Genomic DNA, 18,059 nt, shown 5'->3' on the forward strand with positions numbered 1-18,059 from the left:
GCGCTCAGTCCAGCTCCAGCTCGAGGTCGTGTGCGTCGGCGACCTCCTCGAGCAGTTCGACCGCGTCGGGGCTGCGGTCGCCGTCGGGTTCGATCGGCTCTCGCCCGTCGAACGTCTCGTGGACGAGCGCGACGCTGTCGGCGAGCACGTCGAGGCCGTACCCGCCCTCGAGGACGAACGCCAGCGCTGCATCGGTCCGCTCGGCGACGTCCCGGAACCGATCGGTCAGCAGGGCGTAGGCCTCCGTCGAGAGCCTGATCCGCGAGATCGGGTCGTGGCGGTGGGCGTCGAAGCCAGCGCTGATCAGCAGGAGGTCCGGATCGTACGCCTCGAGCGCGCTCGAGACGGGACCCTCGACCGCCTCGAGGTAGTCTCGGTCGTCCGTGCCCGCGGGCATCGGGACGTTCATCGTCGCTCCCTCGCCGTCGCCCTCGCCCGTCTCCTCGACCTGCCCGGTACCGGGGTAGAGCCCCTCTTCGTGGATGGAGGCGAAGAAGACGTCCTCGCGGTCGTAGAAGATGTCCTGCGTGCCGTTACCGTGGTGGACGTCCCAGTCGACGATCGCGACTCGATCGACGTCCCGGGTATCGAGGGCGTGCTGGGCGGCGACGGCGACGTTGTTGGCGAAACAGAAGCCCATCGCATCGTCGTAGACCGCGTGGTGGCCCGGCGGTCGGCCGATCGAAAACGGCGTCTTCCGTCCATCGGCGCCGTCCAGCGCCGTCTCCGCGGCCCAGCAGGCCTGCCCGGCGCTGTATCTGACCGCGTCCCAGGTCTCCTCGACGGCGGTGGTGTCGGGGTCCCAGTTCCCCCCGCCGTCGGCGCAGAACTCCCTGACCGACTCGAGGTAGTCGCGGTCGTGGACCCCCTCCATGATGTCGACGCCGACGGGGTCGGCTTCGACGTACTCGACGCCGTGCTTGCGCTTCAGTCGTTCGCGGATCGCGCGCAGTCGGTCCGGTGCCTCGGGGTGGCGCGCGCCGGGATCGTGTGCGAGACAGACCTCGCTGTAACCAAACTGCATCTCACTCGAACAGCGAGAAGTACGTCTCGATGTCGTCGTCGGTGATCGTTCGCCGGTCGGCGTGGCGAGCGAGAACCGCCGCGGCCTGGGCGACGTTGTCGGCGTAATCCTCGAGGATGTCCGCCAGCGCGATCCGGGCGTTCATCGAGACCCGGTATCGGGAGTCGATCTCGAGGCGCGCGATGCGGTCGACGGGTGCGACCGGCAGCTCGAGGTCGTCCTTGTCGACGACGGTTTCGACCTCGAAATCCTGGGCCATCAGCGTCTTGCGCCCCTCGGCGTTCGCCCGCTCGGCGGCCTCGGTCGCGAGCTCGCTCCCGCGCTCCTGGATGCGCTTTGCGAGCTCCTCCGATGCGTCGGCGCTCACCCGAAGTTCACCCGCGTTCCGCCGGATGATCGTATCGACCGGCGCGAACGGGAGTTCGACGTTCATATCATGATAGCCGGAGTTAACTCCCTTAACGCTTTTCCTCGTGATTCGGCGTTTTTCGCCGTCTCAGAACACGTCACTCGCCTCGAGCCGACCGTCACGGACGACGCCGCGAGCGGTGATCTCTTCGCCGAGCCCGACGGTAGTCTCGGTTGTGACACTCATCGTCGTCTCGCCGTCGTCGAGGACGACCGGGTCCCCGGCCTGGACGACGACGCCGGTGAACTCGATCTCCTCGCCGGGTTCGGGTTCGCCCGAGTCGGCGTCGCCACCGTCGTCGGCCGACGGTTCGTCCGCCGCGGTCGACGCTCCGTCGCCGCCCGCCGCGAACGACGACAGGCCCGCGTTCCCGTCGTCGCCGTCCGCGTCGTCATCGCCCGCGTCGGCGCCCGTTCCGGCCTCCGAATCTAGAACCGTCACCGTCGACTGCCAGCCCGCGCTCGCCTCGAGGTCGTCCTGCCAGCCGTCCTGGATCTCGACGTCGGCCAGCGCGACTTCGTCGCCCGGCCCGAGGTCGGTGTCGGCCTTCTCGCCCCAGAGCGCGACCCTGATGTCGCCGGTCGCGTCCTGAACGCGGATATTGCGGACCTGTCCCTCCGAGCCGTCGTCGCGGTCGAAGGTGCGTTTGGGATCCGCCGAGCGAACGACGCCCGCGATGTCGACCGTCTGGCCGATCTCGACGTCCTCGATCGGCACGTTCTCCGGAACGTACTCGACGTCGGCGTCGACGGCCTCGAGCGCGCCGCGGTTGCCGACGTGGAGCTCGAGCGAGCCGTCCCGTTCGCGGACATAGCCATCGACGACCTCGACGGTGTCGCCGGCCCCGAACTCCGTTACCTGTTCGGCCCGTTCGTCCCACATCGTCACCCGAATGCGACCGGTCGAGTCCCCGACAACGAGGTTCGCGACCTTCCCCTCCGAGCCGTCGTCGCGGTCGAAGGTGCGCACGCTGTCGGTGTCGAGGACGACGCCGACGAGGTTCACGCTCGAGAGGCCGAGCGACAGCGCCTCGACGGTGTGGGTGTCCGAAACCTGGACGTCGATCTCGGTGTCGGGGTCGGGTTCGACCTCGTCGACGCTGACCTCGACGCCCGAAAAGCCCTCCTTCGGCCGTCCCTTGATCCGTAACACCTGGCCCTCCTCGAGTTCCTCGAGGGTCGCCGCGGCGTGGTCGTCCCAGAACGCGGCCCGGATCGAGCCCGTCTCGTCTGCGACCTCGACGTTGACAACGCGGCCGTCCTCGTCCTCGCCGTCGCGCTCGAAGGTCCGCATCTCGCCGATGTCGATCACCTTCGCGACGAACTTCGCCTCCTCCATCCCCGGTTCGACGTCGGCGACGCCGCCGACCTCGCTCTCGCCGATCTCATGGGCGATGAGCATCGCCGCCGTCTCCTCGTCGGCGAGCCCGCCCATCTGCTCGACTTTCGCCTCGACGGCCTCGCGAAACTCCTCGAGAGAAACGTCCGCCTCGAGGTCCTCGTACACGCCCTCGATGTCGCTCATTCTATGTTCGTTCATGAGTAGCCCGCGCATAAGAATTGCTCATTCGACGGCTCCGGGAGCGAATAACGAACACGGTAGGACGAAACGACGGCGGTACCTCGAGACCGTGGCGACGGTCGGAGTGCATACGACCGTTGGCCGCCCCATCCGGGATAAACGTACGCGGTTCGCGTGACACTCCCTCCCGAAATCAGGGGCCAGCGTCCGAATACTTTCGAAAGGGCTTTAATGTCGACGGCGGTACGTAGAGATGAGTCCTGATAGGGTAGTGGACTATCCTCTTGGCTTGCGGAGCCAGGGACCGGAGTTCAAATCTCCGTCAGGACGCTCACTTATCGCGGACGCTTCACGTTGTTCAGCGCCCGCTCTTATGTTCGGTCCTGACGTGCCCAACGCTCGTTTCACTCGCGTTGGACTCCGTCAGGACGCTTTCTGTCAGGCGTCCTCGAGCGATCGCTTCGATTACCGACGGGCACGAGAAACCGCTCGAAGACGCTCGAGCCGACGGCCCGTCGAATCCCCTGCTCGGGCACAAAGCTCATTCCGGGACGACGGCGAGTCGAACCGAATGCGATCCAGACGAGACGTCCTTCTGGGGATCGGAGTCGCCGGTACCGCGGCGCTCGCGGGCTGTCTCGGGAGCACCGACGCCGAGCCCGGCAGCGACGACGACTATACGTGGTCGACCCCCGGCGCCGACCTCGGAAACTCGAGGACCGTCGCCGACGGCGCGGCGCCCCGCGAGGACCCCTCGGTCGAGTGGCGTCTCGAGTTCGATTCGGCGTTCGTCACCGCCGAACCGATCGTGACCGACGACACCGTGCTGGTCACGACGGGAACCGACGTCGTCGCCGTCGACCGGGAGACGGGCGAGCGACAGTGGTCGATCGACCCGAACAACGACGCCTACACGTACAACGGTGCGCCGACCGTCGCCGGCGACAGGGCCTACTTCCAGGAGGTGGACACACTGACCGCCCGCGACCTCGAGACGGGTGAGGTGGAGTGGAGCCACGAGTTCGAGTCCGTGATCGGCACCGGGTCGGTGACGGTCTCGGAGACGGACGGCGGACGCATCTACGCCGCCGGCGGCGACGCCGTCCACGCCCTCGAGGCCGGAAGCGGCGACCACCTGTGGGAACAGGAGCTGCTCGGGGTCCCGCGGTACGCCCTCGCGAAGTACGCCGACTCCCTGTACGTGGCGACGAGAGGCGGCGAGCTGTACGACGTCAACCGGTGGGGTACCGTCGAGTGGCGGCGAACGATCGAGGCCGGAATCGCGAGCGCGCCGGTGGTGTTGACCTCGAGGGACCGCTCTACCGGACAGGGCGTCGCCGTCGCCGGGGACGACGGCACGATCACCTACTTCGACATCGGCGGGAACCGGGAGTGGGAGACCGAACTCGGCGGCTTCGGAACCGACGGGCTCGCGATCGGCCACCGGACGCTGCTGGCACGGTCGGGGTCGACGCTGTACGCGCTCGACACGAACGAGGGCGGCGAACGGTGGCGCGTCGACCTCGAGCGAGGGGGCTCCGGTCCCCCGATCGTCGTCGGCGACACAGTCTACGTCGGGGACGACCGCCTCCGCGCGATCGACATCGACGGCGGAATCGGGATCCGCTCGCTCCGCGTCGGCGAGCAGCGGTTCGAACGCGAGACCGACGGCAACGTCGGGTTCGTCACCGCAGCCGACGGGAAGCTGTTCGCGACCACCGACGCCGGCTGGGAGGACGACGGCTCGACGGAACTGCTGGTTCTCTCGTGAGATCGGCCGTCCCGGAGCGTGCCTGCACGGAACGTACCCGCGCTCGTCGCGAACGTTCTCTCGAATCGCGATCCGGAACGACGAGGTATTCATGAGCGACCGACACTCGAGAGCCGACGACGACAGCGGCAGAGACGAGGAGGGGCAGGCACCCGTCAGCCGACGGCAGCTACTCGGCGCTACGGCGGGCGCGGCCGCGGGAGCGACGGGACTGGGCGCCGCGTCGAGGCCGGCCGCCGCGAGCGAACTCACCGGCTGTGACGACTGGCTCGAGGCCCCCGCGGACTACCCGGAGATCGACCTCACCGACTCGGAGCCGGCGGCCGAGAACCTCGAGGGGATCGACGAGGAGTTCGTCGTCTTCGTCCACGGCTGGCTCGGCCTCGAGACCAGCACGGACCAGGCCAACACCCTCCGGGAGGCCCTCGAGGCAAACGACTACGATCAACCCGTCGTCGCCGCGTCGTGGGAGGCCGACACCCGCAACTACTGGCGCGCCGAGAACGCCACCGAGACGGCCGGCGAGCGCCTCGCTGCCTGGCTCGAGGACGAGGCCGACGACGCGACGGTCCACCTAGTCGGCCACTCGCTTGGCGGTCGCGCGTGTCTCGAGACGCTGGCCGCCCTCGAGAGCCGCGTCGAGACCGTCTCGCTGCTCGGGACCGCAGCCGACGACGATGCGGTCTGTACGGCCGGCGCGTACGGCTGCGGGATCGAACGCGGGGCCGAGGCGGTGTACAACTACCACTCCGAGAACGACGCCAGCGTCTGCTACGGCTACGACCTCCAGTCGTTCTCGAGCGGGCTGGGCTGTGCCGGCAGCGACTGCGGCGGCGGCTGGTTCCGCAGTGGGAGCTCACGTCCCGAGAACTACGTCGACGTGGACGTCACCGACGACGTCGGCGACCACTGTGCCTACGCGAAACCCGACGTCGGCTGCGCGGACCTGATCGCCGACGCGCTCGAGTGAGGGGTCGAAGAAATCGGAGCGAGACTCGCTCGGTTCGAGTCAACAGCACAGGCGGGAGAATCAACGAGTTCGGTACGACGTGAACATTTCGTGCGGTGGCGCGGGCTGGTAGGCAGCTCGAGCAACAGCGAGAACTGTCCACTGAAGCCGCGCGAGGGATGAGTGAACGAGCGGAGCGCGGCGCTACGCGCCGCGGACGAGCGAACGTTCCTGGAGACGATCGCACGGCCATCCGCAGATCGACTCGATAGAGGCACGAACGGGGTCGCCACTCGAGGACGAAAACTGGGTGAGAGGAGTAAGCCCCCTTCTGTTCGGTCCGGCATTCGGCTGAGCGTCCGCGCCGTCCGCGAAATCGCGGGGCGTTCGGGCTACCACGGCGCGGACTTGCACCGGTGAGGATTCGCCGTTCCATCGATCCTCGGCCGTCCGTGTGTGGTCGGTTACGACGATCGTAACCCGCGGGTTCGAACCGCGCGTGTGCGACCACACTCGACTCGACGGTTTGCACCGCCTCGTCTTCGGCGGCTCGCGCGCCGGAGGCGCTCCGAGTCGCCCGTTCGACGGCTCGCGCCGTCTCACGTTTCACGGTCCGTCGGACCGCGCATCCCTCTGCGGGTTAGCTTCCCTTCCTCGCGGTCGGGGTCGCACGCGTCATCGGTCGGGCCGAGACGTGTCGTTTCTGTTCCAGAGCCAGCGGTCTCCCGCTCCGGACTTGCGTCCGGTCACCCGCCCGAACGGGTGGGGGGACTTTCCTCGCGAGCGTTGCGCATCCCGGAGGGACGGGCAACGTGGGGGGACGACGCGACGTCGAGTCGCGCCGTCCCATGGTGACCCCGCCGTCGCCGGCGATGTCATCGCGGCAGCCGGGCTCTCTCTCCCGGCGTAGGGTAGGGGCGGCAGGCGAATAAGTCCCGCGGTCGGCCCCCAGCCGGCCCTCGAGCCGAATGGAAGCGTTTTAGGACGTCAATTCCCATGTACATTCGTATGTCCCAGCGACAGGGCGTTGACCTTTCCTACGAGGACGGCGTGCGCGCCGTCGAGCTCGCGCGCGAATCCGTCGAATCCTACGTGCAACACGGACAGCGAGAGCAACCGGGCAGCATGCGGGAGGCCTTCTACGAGCGAACGGGGGCGTTCGTCCGACTCGAGTCGACCCGCGGGCGGGGGAGCCTGCGGGGGTGTGCCGGGGGGTACCGCTCGGGCGACCAGCTCGGCCACGTCATCGTCGACGCGGCGATCGAGGCCGCAAGCGAGGACTCCTGTGGCTCGGAGGTGAGCCCCTCGGAGCTGCCGAACCTCACCGTCTCCGTCTGTACGGTCAAGAACGTCGTCCTTACCGACGACCCGCTGGCCGACCTCGAGCTGGGAACCCACGGCGTCGCCGTCGACGCCGGCGAGGGCGGCTGGCTCTATCCGACCGTCCCCGTCGAGAACGGCTGGAGCGAACACGAGTACCTCGATCGAACCTGTCGGAAGGCCAGACTCGCACCGGGCGCCTGGCAGGACGACGACGTCGTCGTCACCCTGTTCGAGGGCCAGGTCTTCCGCGAGCGGGAGGCCGACGGCAGCGTCGAGGAGCTGTAGTCGCGTCGGCGAGTCGCCGCGAAGGACGGATGCGCATCGATCGCTACCGATGTCGTATATAAACGTTTCTCGCGGGTGTCGAGCCGACAGCCGTGGCTTCCGTTATACGATCGTTCCGAACGATCCGTGAGTCGTGATGGCCGCAACCGACACCGAACCGATCGAACCGCCGACGGAACGTCCGCCGAATCCGGGGGTGGGTCGATGACGGCGATCGAGACGACGGGATTGACGAAGCGCTACGGGGAGCAGACGGCCCTCGAAGGACCCTCGCTGACCGTCGAGTCCGGAGAAGTATTCGGCTTCCTCGGTCCGAACGGCGCGGGCAAGACGACGACGATTGACCTCCTGCTCGATTTCATCCGGCCGACCGACGGCTCTGCGACGGTGCTCGGCTACGACGCCCACGCGGAGACCGACGCCGTCCGCGACCGCGTCGGCATCCTCCCGGACGGGTTCGACCTCTGGGAGCGCTCCTCGGGGTATCGCCACATCGAGTTCGCCCTCGAGTCGAAGGAAGGAACGGAGTCGCCGGAGGCCCTGCTCGAACGGGTCGGACTCGACCGGGACGACGCCGAGCGACCGGTCGGCGACTACTCGAAGGGGATGCGCCAGCGCCTCGCGATGGCGATGGCATTGGTAGGTGATCCCGACCTACTGATCCTGGACGAGCCCTCGAGCGGTCTCGACCCCCACGGCATCCGGACGTTTCAGGAGATCATCCGCGAGGAGGCAGCCGACGGAACGACCGTCTTCTTCTCGAGTCACGTCCTCGGGCAGGTGGCGGCCGTCTGTGACCGGGTCGCCATCCTGGACGGCGGCGAGCTCGTCACCGTCGACACGATCGAGGGGCTTCGCGAGCGGTCGGGCGTCGGCTCGAACCTGGTCATCGACGTCGCCGACAGCTCAGCGATCGAACGCGACCGACTCGCCGAAATCGACGGCGTCAGTGACGTGGGCCACGCGGACGGACGGCTCCGGATCACCTACGCCGATCCGACAGCGAAGGCGCTAGCGGTCCACCGGCTCGTCGAGTCGGGCTGTCGCGTCGTCGACTTCGAGATCGAGGAGGCGACGCTCGAGGACCTCTTCTCGGCGTTTACCGGCGTCGACGCGGCGTCGGCTCGGAGCCCCAGCGAAGCCGGCGACGCGACGGGAACCAAGTCGGAAACGCCGAAAGCACCGGCTGCCGGCGAGCCGACCGATGAGACTAACCCTGGAGCCATCGCCGCCGACAGGGAGGTGGGGCGATGAGCCCAACTCCGAGTACCAGCACGGCGCTGCTGGCTCGCAAGGACTTCGAGGACGCGATTCGATCGAAGATGATCTGGGCCGTGATGGGCGTCTTCGTCTTCCTGATGGGGATCATCGCCCTCGGTGCCGCGACGGACAACCTCTCAGACGCCGACTCGACCGAGGTCATCGGCGTCGTCGCCGACATCGGTGGGCTGTTGCTCATCCCCATTATGGCCCTCCTCGTCGGCTACATGGCCATCGTCGGCGAGCGCCAGTCGGGCAGTCTGCGGGTGCTGTTCGGCCTCTCCCACGGTCGCTGGAACGTCTTCGCCGGGAAGTTCGTCAGTCGACTGGCCGTCATCGCCGTCGCGTCGGTCGTCGCCAGCCTCGTCGGCGTCGGGATCGCGCTCGCGCTGTTCCAGGACGTCCCGATCGCGACCTTCCTCGGGTTCTCGGTGCTGACCGTGCTGCTCGGGATGGCCTTCACCGCGATCGCGGTCGGGGTTTCGGGAGTCGTCGCCTCGCGAATGCAGGCGATGGCCGGAGCGATCGGCAGCTACATCGCGTTCACGCTCGTCTGGCACCCCGCCGTGACGGCCCTCCACTACCTCCTCGAGGGCGAGCTGCCCGGACTCGAGGCTCCCGACTGGTACTTTTTCCTCCTGAGTCTGAACCCGCTCGAGGCCTATCGCGCGGCCGCGAGCGAACTCGCCGGCCAGTTCATCTGGCCCATGCTCGGCTGGCAGAACATGGTCGAGGACGTCCCCGAGGAGACGGCCAGCGATCCCGAGGCGCTGCTGGTTTCCAGCCGCGTCGGCGGCGAGCTCCCGTTCTACCTGAGCGAGCCCTTCGCCGGGATCGTCCTGCTGTGCTGGATCGCGGTGCCGCTGGCGATCGGCTACTGGCGGTTCGAGCGGGCCGATCTGAACTGAGGACGAAGAACGACGGCCGCGTAGCGTTTCACTCCCGCGAGAATCCGGTTCGCTTCGCATCCGCCAGACAGCGCTCGCTGGCGGCCTCGAGGTCGAACTCCCGAACCACCTCGCCGTCGCGAATCAGCGGCTCGAGCAGCGCCTCGCCGTTCTCGGGCCCGTCCCGGTCGGCCAGCGCGACGTGGTGGCCGCCGTCTGCGGTCCGATACACGTCCTTCACGCCCGAGAGCTTGCCCCGTTTGGAGATCGGCTCGTACTCGCTTCCGGACTGCGTCCGGCTGCTCGAGGACTCGTCCGATCCCTCGCCGATCGCGACGATGTCGAGGCTGAAGTCGATCGAGTCGGCCTCGGTGATGTGGCTGCCGACGCCGAAGCCGTCGGCGACGTCCCGCAGCTCCCGAATGTTCTCGGGGCCGAGTCCCCCGCTACAGAAGATATCGACGTCCTCGTACCCGCGCGCGTCGAGCTCCCAGCGAACTTCCCGGATAATGTGTCGGAAATCGCCCCGACGGGAACCCGTGGTGTCGATCCGGACGCCGTCTAACTCCTCGCCGAGGGTCTCCGCGGCCAGCAGGCTCTCGCTCTTCTCGTCCCAGAAGGTGTCCGCGAGCGCGATCCGGGGCGTCTCGTCGGGGACCGCCTCGTCGAACGCCCGCCAGGCGTCGGCCTGGTTGCCCTCGCCGAAACAGAACATGAGCGCGTGGGGCATCGTTCCGCCCGCCTCCCGACCGAGGATCTCGCCCGCGGCGACGTGAGAGAACCCGTCCAGCCCCGCCAGCAGGGCGGCCCGTTCGACCGTCGCCGTGATCGCAGGGTGGACGTGGCGCGCGCCGAAGGAGAGCACCGTCGCGTCGGGCGCGGCGAGCCGGGCCTCGAGGGCGGCCGTGGCGAAGCCGCTGGGCTGGGAGAGAAAGCCGAGCAGGGAGGTCTCGAGTTCGGCGAACTCGAGGTAGGATCCTTCGATCCGCAGGACGGGGCCGCCGTCGAACAGCTGGCCGTCGGGGAGCGCGTCGACGTCGACGTCGCGACCCTCGAACAGCGTGGCAACGTCTTTCACGCCCGTGAAGACCTCGAAGGAGCCGGTCGGGAACTGGTCTGCGGTCACCTCGGCGACCACGTGCGGGTTCTTCCCGGCGTGCTCGAGAGTGGTCCGCGTTCGCTCGAAGTAGGCGTCCGTCGCGGTGCCCTCGAGGATCGCCTCGGGCGACACGATTCCGAACGGATTCGTCATACGGTCGGTTTCAGGCGGCGATCAGATAAGCTACCCGTCTGCCGGCGCGCTCGCCGGCGAACCCGATCCGGCGCCGGGCGCGTCGGGCGTCGCAGCCGTCGAGAGGCCGGCAGCGTCGCGCTCGAGGGAGGGGGCCGTCTCCCCGTCCTCGATCGGACGAACCGCCTCGAGGTCGTCGACCGCAGGCGTGCCGACGATCTCGACGGTCTCGTCGTCGACCGCGACGCGATAGGCACCCGCGAAGGGATCGTTCGCGTCGATTCGGTAGGTGTCGGCGTCGACACCGTCGACGGCCGCATCCGGATCGTCGACCGGTTCGGCGTCGTTGGCCGCCAGCAGGTCGCGGTAGGCGTCGGCGAACGCCTCCGCATCGGCCTCGCTCTCCCAGGCCAGCGACCAGACGTGGGCCGTCTCGTTACCGGGCCCCTCGTACACCCGGAACTCGTCGCCGGCCCAGCCGTCGGTCGCGGGGTCCGAGTAGTTGTACGGCACCGGTTCGGTCCCGCCCTCGTCGATCGGACGGTCGATCACGCCGCCAGCCCAGAGGCTCGCGAACAGCGTCGCCTCGCCGACCGTCTCGGTTCGGGGTTCGCCGTCGCCGTCGGTCTCGAGCTCCCAGTCCTCGGCCGAGCGATCTTCGAGGTCGATCTCGACGGGTTCGTCGGGATAGCGCTCCGGATGGATCAGCTCCGAGGTAGTGGTCGGTCGCTCGTCGTGGGCGCGGTCGACGGCGTCCCAGCCGCCGGTCTCGTGGAGGTAGGAGACGAACGACGGCCCCTCGGCGTAAGGGACGTAGATCGAGAGGAAGAGGCCGACGTTGAACGGCCGTTCGGCGATCTCGGTCGCCGGTTCGGACGGTTCGGCGAGACAGTCCCACTCCGCCTCGCAGCGCTGGTCGTACAGGTACGGCACGTAGTTCGCCTCGCCCTCGAGGACGCCCTCCTCGGCCCGTCGCTCGTCGAGTGTCTCGCCGTGGCGCTCGAGGCCGAACCGCTGGTCCTGCAGGGCGTGGACGAGCTCGTGGACCAGCGTCCCGCGGTCGACCCGGAACTCGTCGCTGCCGTCGGTGACGAGCACGATGCGGTCGCTCGAGTAGTAGCCCTGGACCGCTCCGCCGTACAGGTCGTCGAACGCGCGGTTGACGTCCGTCTCGCCGTCGACGACGAACGCCCCGCGCCAGAGCTCGTTCCGGAACGCGGAGGCGTTCGCCGACTCCCCGCGCTGCTCGCGGTACTCCTCGCGGCTGATCACCTCGAGTTCGACGTCGTGTTCGAACGGAAGCCCCCGGATGACCTCGATACGGGCCATCGACCGGTAGGTCGCCGCCTCGAGCTGCGCCTTCGTAAGTCGGTCCTCGCCGTCGAACGCGAAGCTGTCGTCGTGTGCGTAGTCGCCGATCTGCCCGAGTTCGCGGTCGTCGTCGAACCGGTCCGGCGAGTACGGGAGCGTACACCCCGAGAGGACGACGAGTGCGACCACGGCCAGCAGTGTCCCCCGACGCATCGGTGGCCCATTCGCCGGGAGGGAGAAAGGTCCGTCGCTCGAGCGGCCAAGCTACCGTTTCGAGCGGACTCGAGCCGCGGTCGCGACAGCAACGACGATCGCTGCCGCGACGACCGTAGCGGGGGCGCCGAAGCCGGGAATCGAATCGTCTTCGTCGTCGGTCGCCTCGGCACCGTCGTCCGCCTCGGACTCCGGAGCGTCGTCGATCTCGATCGTATCCTCGCCCTCGGGCGCGGCGCCGTCGTCGACTGCCGCGAGCTCCTCGACGGAGGGTGCGTTGACGATCGTCACCGTCTCGCCGTCGTGATCGACGTAGTAGGCGCCCGAGTACGCCTCGTCGACCACGTACGTATCCTGGCGGTCGTCGACGGGCTCGGCCTCCTGGAGCTCGAGTTGCTGCTCGTAGCCCGCGAGGAACTGCTCGGCGTCGTCGCTCGAGGTCCACTCGGTCTCCCAGACGTAGCCCGCGCGATCGGCGGCCGCAGCGGGATCGTCGGTGTCGACGTCGTCGGCGACGTAGGTGACGAGCTCGTCGCCGGCCCAGCCGTCGGTGTAGGGCTGGTCGTAGTCGTACCCGCCGAGATCCGCCTCGAAGAACGCGTCCGGGCCGATCACCGACGGCTCGTCCGAGTCGTGGGCGTCGCCGGCGAACATCGAGACCATCCCCGCCTCGCCGTACGTCTCGGTCGCGGGCTCGCCGTCGATCTCGAGCTGGCTCCAGCTCTCGTTCGATCGGTCCTCGACGTCGATTTCGGCGGGCTCGCGGTCCTCACCCGGGCGGATCACCTCTGAGGTACTGGCGGGCGGGTCGTCGTAGGCCGCGTCGACGGCCGTCCAGTCCTCGTTCTGGTCGCGCAGGTGGTCGACGTAGTCGGGGCCGTCGCTGTATGGCTGGAAGATCGACGCGTACAGCACCCAGTTCACGTCGGGCGGGTCGCCCGCATCGTCGCCCGGCTCGAGGCAGTCCCACTCGGCCTCACAGCGCTGTTCGTACGCGGTCTCGACCCAGACGGCGTCACCCTCGATCAGCCCGTTCTTGGCGTTGTCCTGGTCGACCGTCTCGCGGTCGTAACTCGAGAGGTCGAACTGCTGGTCCTGCAGGGCGTGTAACAGCTCGTGGCCGAGAATGGCCTCGTCGACCTCCGGCGTCTCGGCGCTGTCGGAGACGAGCACCACCTGGTTCGTCGCGGGCTCGTAGTAGCCGCCGACGGTGCCGCCGTACAGCGCCTCCTGGGCTTCGGTCGCGTCGGTCTCGCGGTCGACGGCGAACAGCGCCTCGGCGTTGACGTTCAGCTGGATCCGTTCGTCACCTTCGACGTCGGCGAAGAGCCCGTCGTTGTCAGCCTCGAACTCCTCGCGGGAGACGACGTCGACCGGGACGTCGTCCTTGAAGGTCAGCCCGCGGATCTCCTCGACGCGGGCCATCGACCGGTAGACGACCGCCTCGAGTTCGTCGTCCTCGACGACCGCCCCGTCGCGCTCGTCGACGTCGAGTTCGTCGTCGTACCAGTAGCCCTCGACGTAGCCGACCGTGTCCTCGGTCGTCGGCTCGTCCGCTCGATCGGCCTCCGTCGTCTCGCCGATCGGCCCGACCGAGAGCACTCCGGGGACCGCGCCGCCGACGGCCGCGAGTACCAGCAGCGCCGACACCGCGAGGAGGATAGCGACCGTCCGCGTTCGCCTCGAGTTCATTCCAAGATACGGACCCGTAAGCGAGGACGGATCAAAAGACCGACGGTCGGGCGAACGTTTAGTTGATCGATCGCCTACGATCGCATATGCACCTCGATCCAGCGACCACGGCCGTCGTCGCCGTCGACATGCAGAACGCCTTCTGTCATCCCGACGGCTCGCTGTACGCGCCGGGCAGTGAGGACGCGATCGAGCCGATCGCCGACCTCCTCGAGCGGGCCCGCGAGGCCGACGCGCAGGTGATCTACACGCGGGACGTCCACCCGCCCGAGCAGTTCGAGGAGAGCTACTACTACGACGAGTTCGACCAGTGGGGCGAGCACGTTCTCGAGGGGTCCTGGGACGCCGAGCTCGTCGACGACCTCGAGATTCGCGATGAGGACCACGTCGTCGAGAAACACACCTACGACGCGTTCTACAACACCGAACTCGAGGGGTGGCTCTCGGCCCGAGGGATCCGCGATCTGGTCATCTGCGGCACGCTCGCGAACGTCTGCGTGCTCCACACCGGCGGCAGCGCCGGCCTGCGGGACTTCCGCCCGATCATGGTCGAGGACTGCATCGGCTGCATCGAGCCCGACCACCGCGAGTACGCCCTGGAACACGCCGAGTGGCTGTTCGGCGAGGTCGTCGAGCGCGACGACCTCGAGTTCGACGCGGCGTAGGCGGCTCCCGTACCGAACCGCGGTCGTGACTGGACGACGCCTCGAGGAGAGCGCTTTTGGTCTCTCCTTCGAACGATCCAGTATGAGCGTTTTCCGGCGATGCGTCAGGACGCGAGCGATCGATCGATCCGGAGCGGCGATGCCGACTGCAGGCGCCACCCCCCAGAGGTGCTCCGGATGAAGCGCCGCAATCTCCAGTTGCTGTACGCCGGCGGGATCGCGCTCAACGCCGTCGCCCTCATCGCCGCGGCTACCACCGGATCGACGCTGTACGCCGCGACGTTCGGACTCGTGATCGTCTACCTCAGCGTCCGGTACTGGATGGTCAGCAAGGATTGAGATAAAGCGACAATCCGTACAGCCGTACTCGTACCCGCTCGGGCGACGACGAGGACGTATGGAGCCGGTTCCAGCCCACCTCGAGACCGCGATCTACGGCTACTTTCTGTTCGTCGCGGCCGTCGGCTGCTATCTCCACCTCCGGATCCGGACGAGCGCTCGACGAACGCGAGGCGACGAGAGCGCCCGAGACACCGACCGAACTGACGGGTCGTCGCCTTAGTCGCCCCGGAAGATCCGGTAGGAGCCCTGCCCGGTCGCGACGGCCTTCGTCTCGCCGTCGGGGGTCGTGCTCTCGACGGTGACCTCGCTGACGCCGACCGTCGACCCCGCGCGGACGACCTCCGCCGTCGCCTCGAGATCGCCCGTCGCCGGCCGGAGGTAGTTGACGTTCAGGTTGATCGTCGCGACGCCCGTCGAGAGCGGCTCCTCGAGCTGGGTCTGGATCGCGAACCCGCCGACGGTGTCGATCAGCGTCGCGGCGATCCCGCCGTGGATGTCGGGACGCTGGTCGGGACCCGCGTTCGGCCGGATGTTGGTGAGCTTCTCGTCGTAGGGGATCGACAGCGTCATCGTCCCGTTGTCGACGTCCTCGACGCTGGTGCCGATCCAGGAGAGGAACTCGTGGTTCTCGTCGATGTAGTTCTGGAGGAACCGGCCGAGGTCGTCGATCTCCGCGGCCGAGTTCGGTGGCTCGTCGGTCATGTCACCCACTGGACTAGCGACGCTCTTTACGGCTGCGTTTCCCGGGTTCTCGGGTGCAGGGTGAGTGCTCATCCGGCTCGAGGGCGTCTCGAGGATGTGAACGACCGCTCGACCGGACGATCCTGCGGTGATCGCCGTGGCTGACAGCCCCGACGACGCGGGCGAGGGCCCCGAGTACGACGTCGACTTCCGCGAGAATCCCGACGAGTACGAGATCGGTCACGGTGAGGAAGGCGTCTTGCAACCACCTTTTTTCCGTTCGGGTTCGCTCCCTCCGGTCCCTCACCCATCACGCAAAAAATCTGGACCAAAAAAGGCCGCGGCCTCGCGTCGCTCGGCCGCGGTGATGGCGAAAACATGCAGTGGTGAGAACCGTGCCTGACGACTCTGGCGGCCCCGAGTACGACGTCGACTTCCGCGAGAATCCCGACGAGTACGAGATCGGCCACGGCGAGGAAGGCGTGTTCAAAGTCGAGCCCTACAAGAGCGAACTGCTGCCGCTGTGGTCGTATGCGGACGAGGAGAGCGCCGAGGACGCCGCCGAGGCGATCTACGGGCGCTACGAGGAGTACCGCGAGAACGACGACTTTCCGGGGATGGATATGGCCCGGAAGTACCTCCAGATGGGGTACACGCGGGCGATGCGCTACGCGAAATATCCGGGCGGGACGAAGTACGGCGACGACGGTGAGGAACTCGAGCCCGAGGAGTGGGCCGACGAGGAGAAACGCGAGGCTGCGCTCGTCTTCGAGGAGCACTGGGAGCGCGTTCGCGAGGACGAGCGCTATCGAGACGCCAAGGAGCGACACCGCGATCAGTAGGCGCTGATCGCCACTGTTCTCCGACCCGCATTGGCCACTTCCTTCCGAACCGCAGTACGATCGCACTCGAGCACGCTATCGCCGCAGGCCGAGGTCGTCGACTCGCGCTCGCCGGCCGGGTTTCTGTGGGAGCCGGTGAAGATCAGCACGCTCCCGTTCGCGAATCAGCGGCCAGCACGACCGATGCTGACCGTTCGAGTACGAACGGTGAGTAGACCGTTTCAGCGAGTACTACAGCTTATTTCCTCTCGAGGCGTACCTTCTTTGCGATGAGTTCACTAGTACCGCTGTTCATGTTGCCCGGTGGGCCCGAACTGCTCATCGTCTTCTTCATCGCCATCCTGCTGTTCGGCTCGACGAAGCTACCGGGACTCGCTCGCGCCGCGGGCGAGTCGATGGGCGAGTTCGAGAAGGGACGCACCGCGGTCGAACACGAACTCGAGGAGATGCGAACCGCCGCTCGAGAGAGCGCCGATTCCGAACCCGAGGAGCCGGAACGAATCGCCGACTGACTCCCGCTGACGACGTTTTTACTGACCATCCGACTGTCGGACTCCGCCCACATCACCGGAACTCTCCGATCTGTGGTTGGTACATCGGAACGCAAAGCGCTCCGTGAACCGCTAAAACCGTGAGTTGCCCCTTGTATCTCCGCGAACGTCCGCGGAACCAGTCTCCCTCGCTACGGATCCGGGCGAACGGAGACGGCAACGCGGTCGCCGACCTCGAGGTCCACCTCCGGACAGATCAGCTTCGCACCGAAGTCGCCGTCGCGGGCGCAGAACAGCGACAACCCCGTGATCGGCTCACCGTTCGCAAGGACGACCACGTCGTCCCAGTCGATCGTTCGCCCGTCGAGGACGCCGAGGCGGTCGCCGTTCAGGGAGACGGCACCCGTAGCGGGCCCCTCGAGCCCGAGCAGGCCACCGCCGTCGTAGTGGGGGAGCCCGCCGTCGAGGACGCCGCCGACGCGTCGCGAGCCCGGAGCTCTTCGCTCGCCGCTCGACTCACCGCCGTCGGCCGCGACGCCGACGAACCTCGAGTCGGGGTCGGGGTGGGTCGGCGCGTCCAGTACGGCGTAGGTATCGCCCGTCGCGACGACGCGACCGATGCCGTCCCAGGCGAGGGGTTCGATCTCGATACCGGGCTCGAGCGGGAGCGAGCCCGACGCTCGGTACGGGTTCTGATCCGACTCCCGGACACCGACGTGGAGGTGGTTGTCGACCCAGGGTGCGAAGAAGCCGGCGCGAACCAGGGTGCCAAGCGACTCCCCGGCTGCGACACGGTCCCCGCTCGAGACGGACGGCTCGACGTGGAGGATACGGGCGGTCAGTCCCTCGAGTTCGGCGGGCCCGTCGCAGTCGATCACGATCAGGTGGTCGTGTTCGGGGGCGTACGGTTTCGGCGGCGCGCGGACGGTTCGGGTCTCCCGGACGACCCCGGAGACGGGACTGGGCGCGGCAGTCGTTCGACCGTCCCGCAGAGTGCCGGGGTACAGATCGACCGCGCAGCCACCGTCGTGGGCACGGTACGGCGAGTTGTACAGCGAGAACCGCTGGTAACGGGCGAGCAACGCGTCGGGGAGGGTGACGGCCATCGGTCGCCTGCGAGTCGGGAGCGGGAGCGTTTAGACCCATCGACCCGAACGCCGAG

At 67.9% G+C, this 18,059-nt stretch carries 18 protein-coding genes, 1 tRNA gene and 1 other RNA gene; 11 read left to right on the forward strand and 9 right to left on the reverse strand.

Annotation, left to right across the window (positions count from 1 at the left end; genetic code table 11):
* Positions 1–4: 4 nt before the first annotated feature.
* The 3 genes from QA609_RS20230 to QA609_RS20240 all read right to left on the reverse strand — a co-directional run bounded on the left by QA609_RS20230 (position 5) and on the right by QA609_RS20240 (position 2,957).
* A complete protein-coding gene (locus tag QA609_RS20230; protein WP_278304438.1) occupies positions 5–1,024 on the reverse strand; it encodes a histone deacetylase in 1,020 nt (339 codons plus the stop codon).
* Position 1,025: 1 nt separating this feature from the next.
* Positions 1,026–1,457 carry a histone gene (locus QA609_RS20235; protein WP_278304439.1) on the reverse strand — a complete coding sequence of 144 codons (432 nt, stop codon included), beginning with the start codon at positions 1,455–1,457 and terminating at the stop codon, positions 1,026–1,028.
* Between the two features lie 63 nt (positions 1,458–1,520).
* Complete coding sequence (locus QA609_RS20240) at positions 1,521–2,957, reverse strand: single-stranded DNA binding protein (protein ID WP_278304440.1); 1,437 nt, start codon at positions 2,955–2,957, stop codon at positions 1,521–1,523.
* Positions 2,958–3,211: 254 nt separating this feature from the next.
* Here QA609_RS20240 and QA609_RS20245 point away from each other — a divergent pair.
* The 3 genes from QA609_RS20245 to QA609_RS20255 all read left to right on the forward strand — a co-directional run bounded on the left by QA609_RS20245 (position 3,212) and on the right by QA609_RS20255 (position 5,695).
* Positions 3,212–3,284: transfer RNA gene (locus QA609_RS20245), tRNA-Arg, on the forward strand.
* 241 nt (positions 3,285–3,525) lie between these two features.
* Positions 3,526–4,725, forward strand: a complete 1,200-nt coding sequence (locus tag QA609_RS20250) for a PQQ-binding-like beta-propeller repeat protein (RefSeq protein ID WP_278304441.1) — start codon at positions 3,526–3,528, stop codon at positions 4,723–4,725.
* A gap of 91 nt (positions 4,726–4,816) precedes the next feature.
* Positions 4,817–5,695 (forward strand): alpha/beta fold hydrolase, encoded by an 879-nt coding sequence (locus tag QA609_RS20255; RefSeq protein WP_278304442.1) that lies wholly within the window; start codon positions 4,817–4,819, stop codon positions 5,693–5,695.
* A gap of 287 nt (positions 5,696–5,982) precedes the next feature.
* Here the strand turns inward: QA609_RS20255 and rnpB are convergent.
* Positions 5,983–6,577: RNase P RNA component (gene rnpB, locus QA609_RS20260), an RNA gene on the reverse strand.
* Positions 6,578–6,682: 105 nt separating this feature from the next.
* On the opposite strand from rnpB, the gene QA609_RS20265 reads away from it, so the two are divergent.
* The 3 genes from QA609_RS20265 (at position 6,683) to QA609_RS20275 (ending at position 9,450) form a co-directional block, all read left to right on the forward strand.
* A complete protein-coding gene (locus QA609_RS20265) occupies positions 6,683–7,282 on the forward strand; it encodes a TIGR00296 family protein (protein ID WP_278304443.1) in 600 nt (199 codons plus the stop codon).
* Positions 7,283–7,486: 204 nt separating this feature from the next.
* Positions 7,487–8,536, forward strand: a complete 1,050-nt coding sequence (locus QA609_RS20270) for an ABC transporter ATP-binding protein (RefSeq protein ID WP_278304444.1) — start codon at positions 7,487–7,489, stop codon at positions 8,534–8,536.
* Complete coding sequence (locus QA609_RS20275) at positions 8,533–9,450, forward strand: ABC transporter permease subunit (protein ID WP_278304445.1); 918 nt, start codon at positions 8,533–8,535, stop codon at positions 9,448–9,450. Before QA609_RS20270 ends, QA609_RS20275 begins: the two co-directional genes overlap by 4 nt.
* 28 nt (positions 9,451–9,478) lie before the next feature.
* Here QA609_RS20275 and QA609_RS20280 read toward each other — a convergent pair whose 3' ends face one another.
* Genes QA609_RS20280 through QA609_RS20290 form a run of 3 tightly spaced genes read right to left on the reverse strand, consistent with a single transcriptional unit; the run spans position 9,479 to position 13,876 of the window.
* The gene (locus tag QA609_RS20280) at positions 9,479–10,681 is read right to left on the reverse strand and encodes a nicotinate phosphoribosyltransferase (RefSeq protein WP_278304446.1); all 1,203 of its coding nucleotides are present in this window, start codon (positions 10,679–10,681) and stop codon (positions 9,479–9,481) included.
* A 30-nt stretch (positions 10,682–10,711) separates the two neighbouring features.
* Positions 10,712–12,184 carry an Hvo_1808 family surface protein gene (locus tag QA609_RS20285; protein WP_278304447.1) on the reverse strand — a complete coding sequence of 491 codons (1,473 nt, stop codon included), beginning with the start codon at positions 12,182–12,184 and terminating at the stop codon, positions 10,712–10,714.
* Between the two features lie 51 nt (positions 12,185–12,235).
* Complete coding sequence (locus QA609_RS20290; RefSeq protein ID WP_278304448.1) at positions 12,236–13,876, reverse strand: Hvo_1808 family surface protein; 1,641 nt, start codon at positions 13,874–13,876, stop codon at positions 12,236–12,238.
* Positions 13,877–13,962: 86 nt separating this feature from the next.
* Between QA609_RS20290 and QA609_RS20295 the strand changes: the two genes are divergently transcribed.
* From QA609_RS20295 to QA609_RS20305, 3 genes are all read left to right on the forward strand, one after another.
* Positions 13,963–14,541, forward strand: coding sequence for a cysteine hydrolase (locus QA609_RS20295; protein WP_278304449.1), 579 nt, complete (start codon positions 13,963–13,965; stop codon positions 14,539–14,541).
* A gap of 99 nt (positions 14,542–14,640) precedes the next feature.
* The gene (locus tag QA609_RS20300) at positions 14,641–14,880 is read left to right on the forward strand and encodes a hypothetical protein (RefSeq protein ID WP_278304485.1); all 240 of its coding nucleotides are present in this window, start codon (positions 14,641–14,643) and stop codon (positions 14,878–14,880) included.
* Between the two features lie 58 nt (positions 14,881–14,938).
* Entirely contained in the window at positions 14,939–15,103 is a 165-nt protein-coding gene (locus tag QA609_RS20305; protein ID WP_278304450.1) for a hypothetical protein, read from the forward strand.
* Here the strand turns inward: QA609_RS20305 and QA609_RS20310 are convergent.
* The gene (locus QA609_RS20310) at positions 15,100–15,585 is read right to left on the reverse strand and encodes a PaaI family thioesterase (RefSeq protein ID WP_278304451.1); all 486 of its coding nucleotides are present in this window, start codon (positions 15,583–15,585) and stop codon (positions 15,100–15,102) included. The two genes, QA609_RS20305 and QA609_RS20310, sit on opposite strands and share 4 nt — an antisense overlap.
* A gap of 374 nt (positions 15,586–15,959) precedes the next feature.
* On the opposite strand from QA609_RS20310, the gene QA609_RS20315 reads away from it, so the two are divergent.
* Entirely contained in the window at positions 15,960–16,406 is a 447-nt protein-coding gene (locus tag QA609_RS20315; RefSeq protein ID WP_278304452.1) for a DUF4385 domain-containing protein, read from the forward strand.
* 269 nt (positions 16,407–16,675) lie between these two features.
* Positions 16,676–16,918, forward strand: coding sequence for a twin-arginine translocase TatA/TatE family subunit (locus tag QA609_RS20320; protein ID WP_343233813.1), 243 nt, complete (start codon positions 16,676–16,678; stop codon positions 16,916–16,918).
* Between the two features lie 170 nt (positions 16,919–17,088).
* On the opposite strand, the gene QA609_RS20325 is transcribed toward QA609_RS20320, so the two are convergent.
* Positions 17,089–18,003, reverse strand: a complete 915-nt coding sequence (locus tag QA609_RS20325) for a hypothetical protein (RefSeq protein WP_278304453.1) — start codon at positions 18,001–18,003, stop codon at positions 17,089–17,091.
* Positions 18,004–18,059 lie beyond the last annotated feature (56 nt).

Source organism: Natronococcus sp. A-GB7, from assembly GCF_029688865.1.
Taxonomy (GTDB): Archaea; Halobacteriota; Halobacteria; order Halobacteriales; family Natrialbaceae; genus Natronococcus.

Coding starts and splice junctions, on each gene's coding strand:
- QA609_RS20250 (WP_278304441.1), top strand. CDS start 3,526: ATGCGATCCAGACGAGACGTCCTTCTGGGGATCGGAGTCGCCGGTACC.
- QA609_RS20310 (WP_278304451.1), bottom strand. CDS start 15,585: ATGACCGACGAGCCACCGAACTCGGCCGCGGAGATCGACGACCTCGGC.
- QA609_RS20235 (WP_278304439.1), bottom strand. CDS start 1,457: ATGAACGTCGAACTCCCGTTCGCGCCGGTCGATACGATCATCCGGCGG.
- QA609_RS20325 (WP_278304453.1), bottom strand. CDS start 18,003: ATGGCCGTCACCCTCCCCGACGCGTTGCTCGCCCGTTACCAGCGGTTC.
- QA609_RS20305 (WP_278304450.1), top strand. CDS start 14,939: ATGGAGCCGGTTCCAGCCCACCTCGAGACCGCGATCTACGGCTACTTT.
- QA609_RS20275 (WP_278304445.1), top strand. CDS start 8,533: ATGAGCCCAACTCCGAGTACCAGCACGGCGCTGCTGGCTCGCAAGGAC.
- QA609_RS20300 (WP_278304485.1), top strand. CDS start 14,641: ATGCGTCAGGACGCGAGCGATCGATCGATCCGGAGCGGCGATGCCGAC.
- QA609_RS20320 (WP_343233813.1), top strand. CDS start 16,676: ATGAGTTCACTAGTACCGCTGTTCATGTTGCCCGGTGGGCCCGAACTG.
- QA609_RS20230 (WP_278304438.1), bottom strand. CDS start 1,024: ATGCAGTTTGGTTACAGCGAGGTCTGTCTCGCACACGATCCCGGCGCG.
- QA609_RS20290 (WP_278304448.1), bottom strand. CDS start 13,876: ATGAACTCGAGGCGAACGCGGACGGTCGCTATCCTCCTCGCGGTGTCG.
- QA609_RS20285 (WP_278304447.1), bottom strand. CDS start 12,184: ATGCGTCGGGGGACACTGCTGGCCGTGGTCGCACTCGTCGTCCTCTCG.
- QA609_RS20265 (WP_278304443.1), top strand. CDS start 6,683: ATGTCCCAGCGACAGGGCGTTGACCTTTCCTACGAGGACGGCGTGCGC.
- QA609_RS20295 (WP_278304449.1), top strand. CDS start 13,963: ATGCACCTCGATCCAGCGACCACGGCCGTCGTCGCCGTCGACATGCAG.
- QA609_RS20280 (WP_278304446.1), bottom strand. CDS start 10,681: ATGACGAATCCGTTCGGAATCGTGTCGCCCGAGGCGATCCTCGAGGGC.
- QA609_RS20255 (WP_278304442.1), top strand. CDS start 4,817: ATGAGCGACCGACACTCGAGAGCCGACGACGACAGCGGCAGAGACGAG.
- QA609_RS20240 (WP_278304440.1), bottom strand. CDS start 2,957: ATGAGCGACATCGAGGGCGTGTACGAGGACCTCGAGGCGGACGTTTCT.
- QA609_RS20270 (WP_278304444.1), top strand. CDS start 7,487: ATGACGGCGATCGAGACGACGGGATTGACGAAGCGCTACGGGGAGCAG.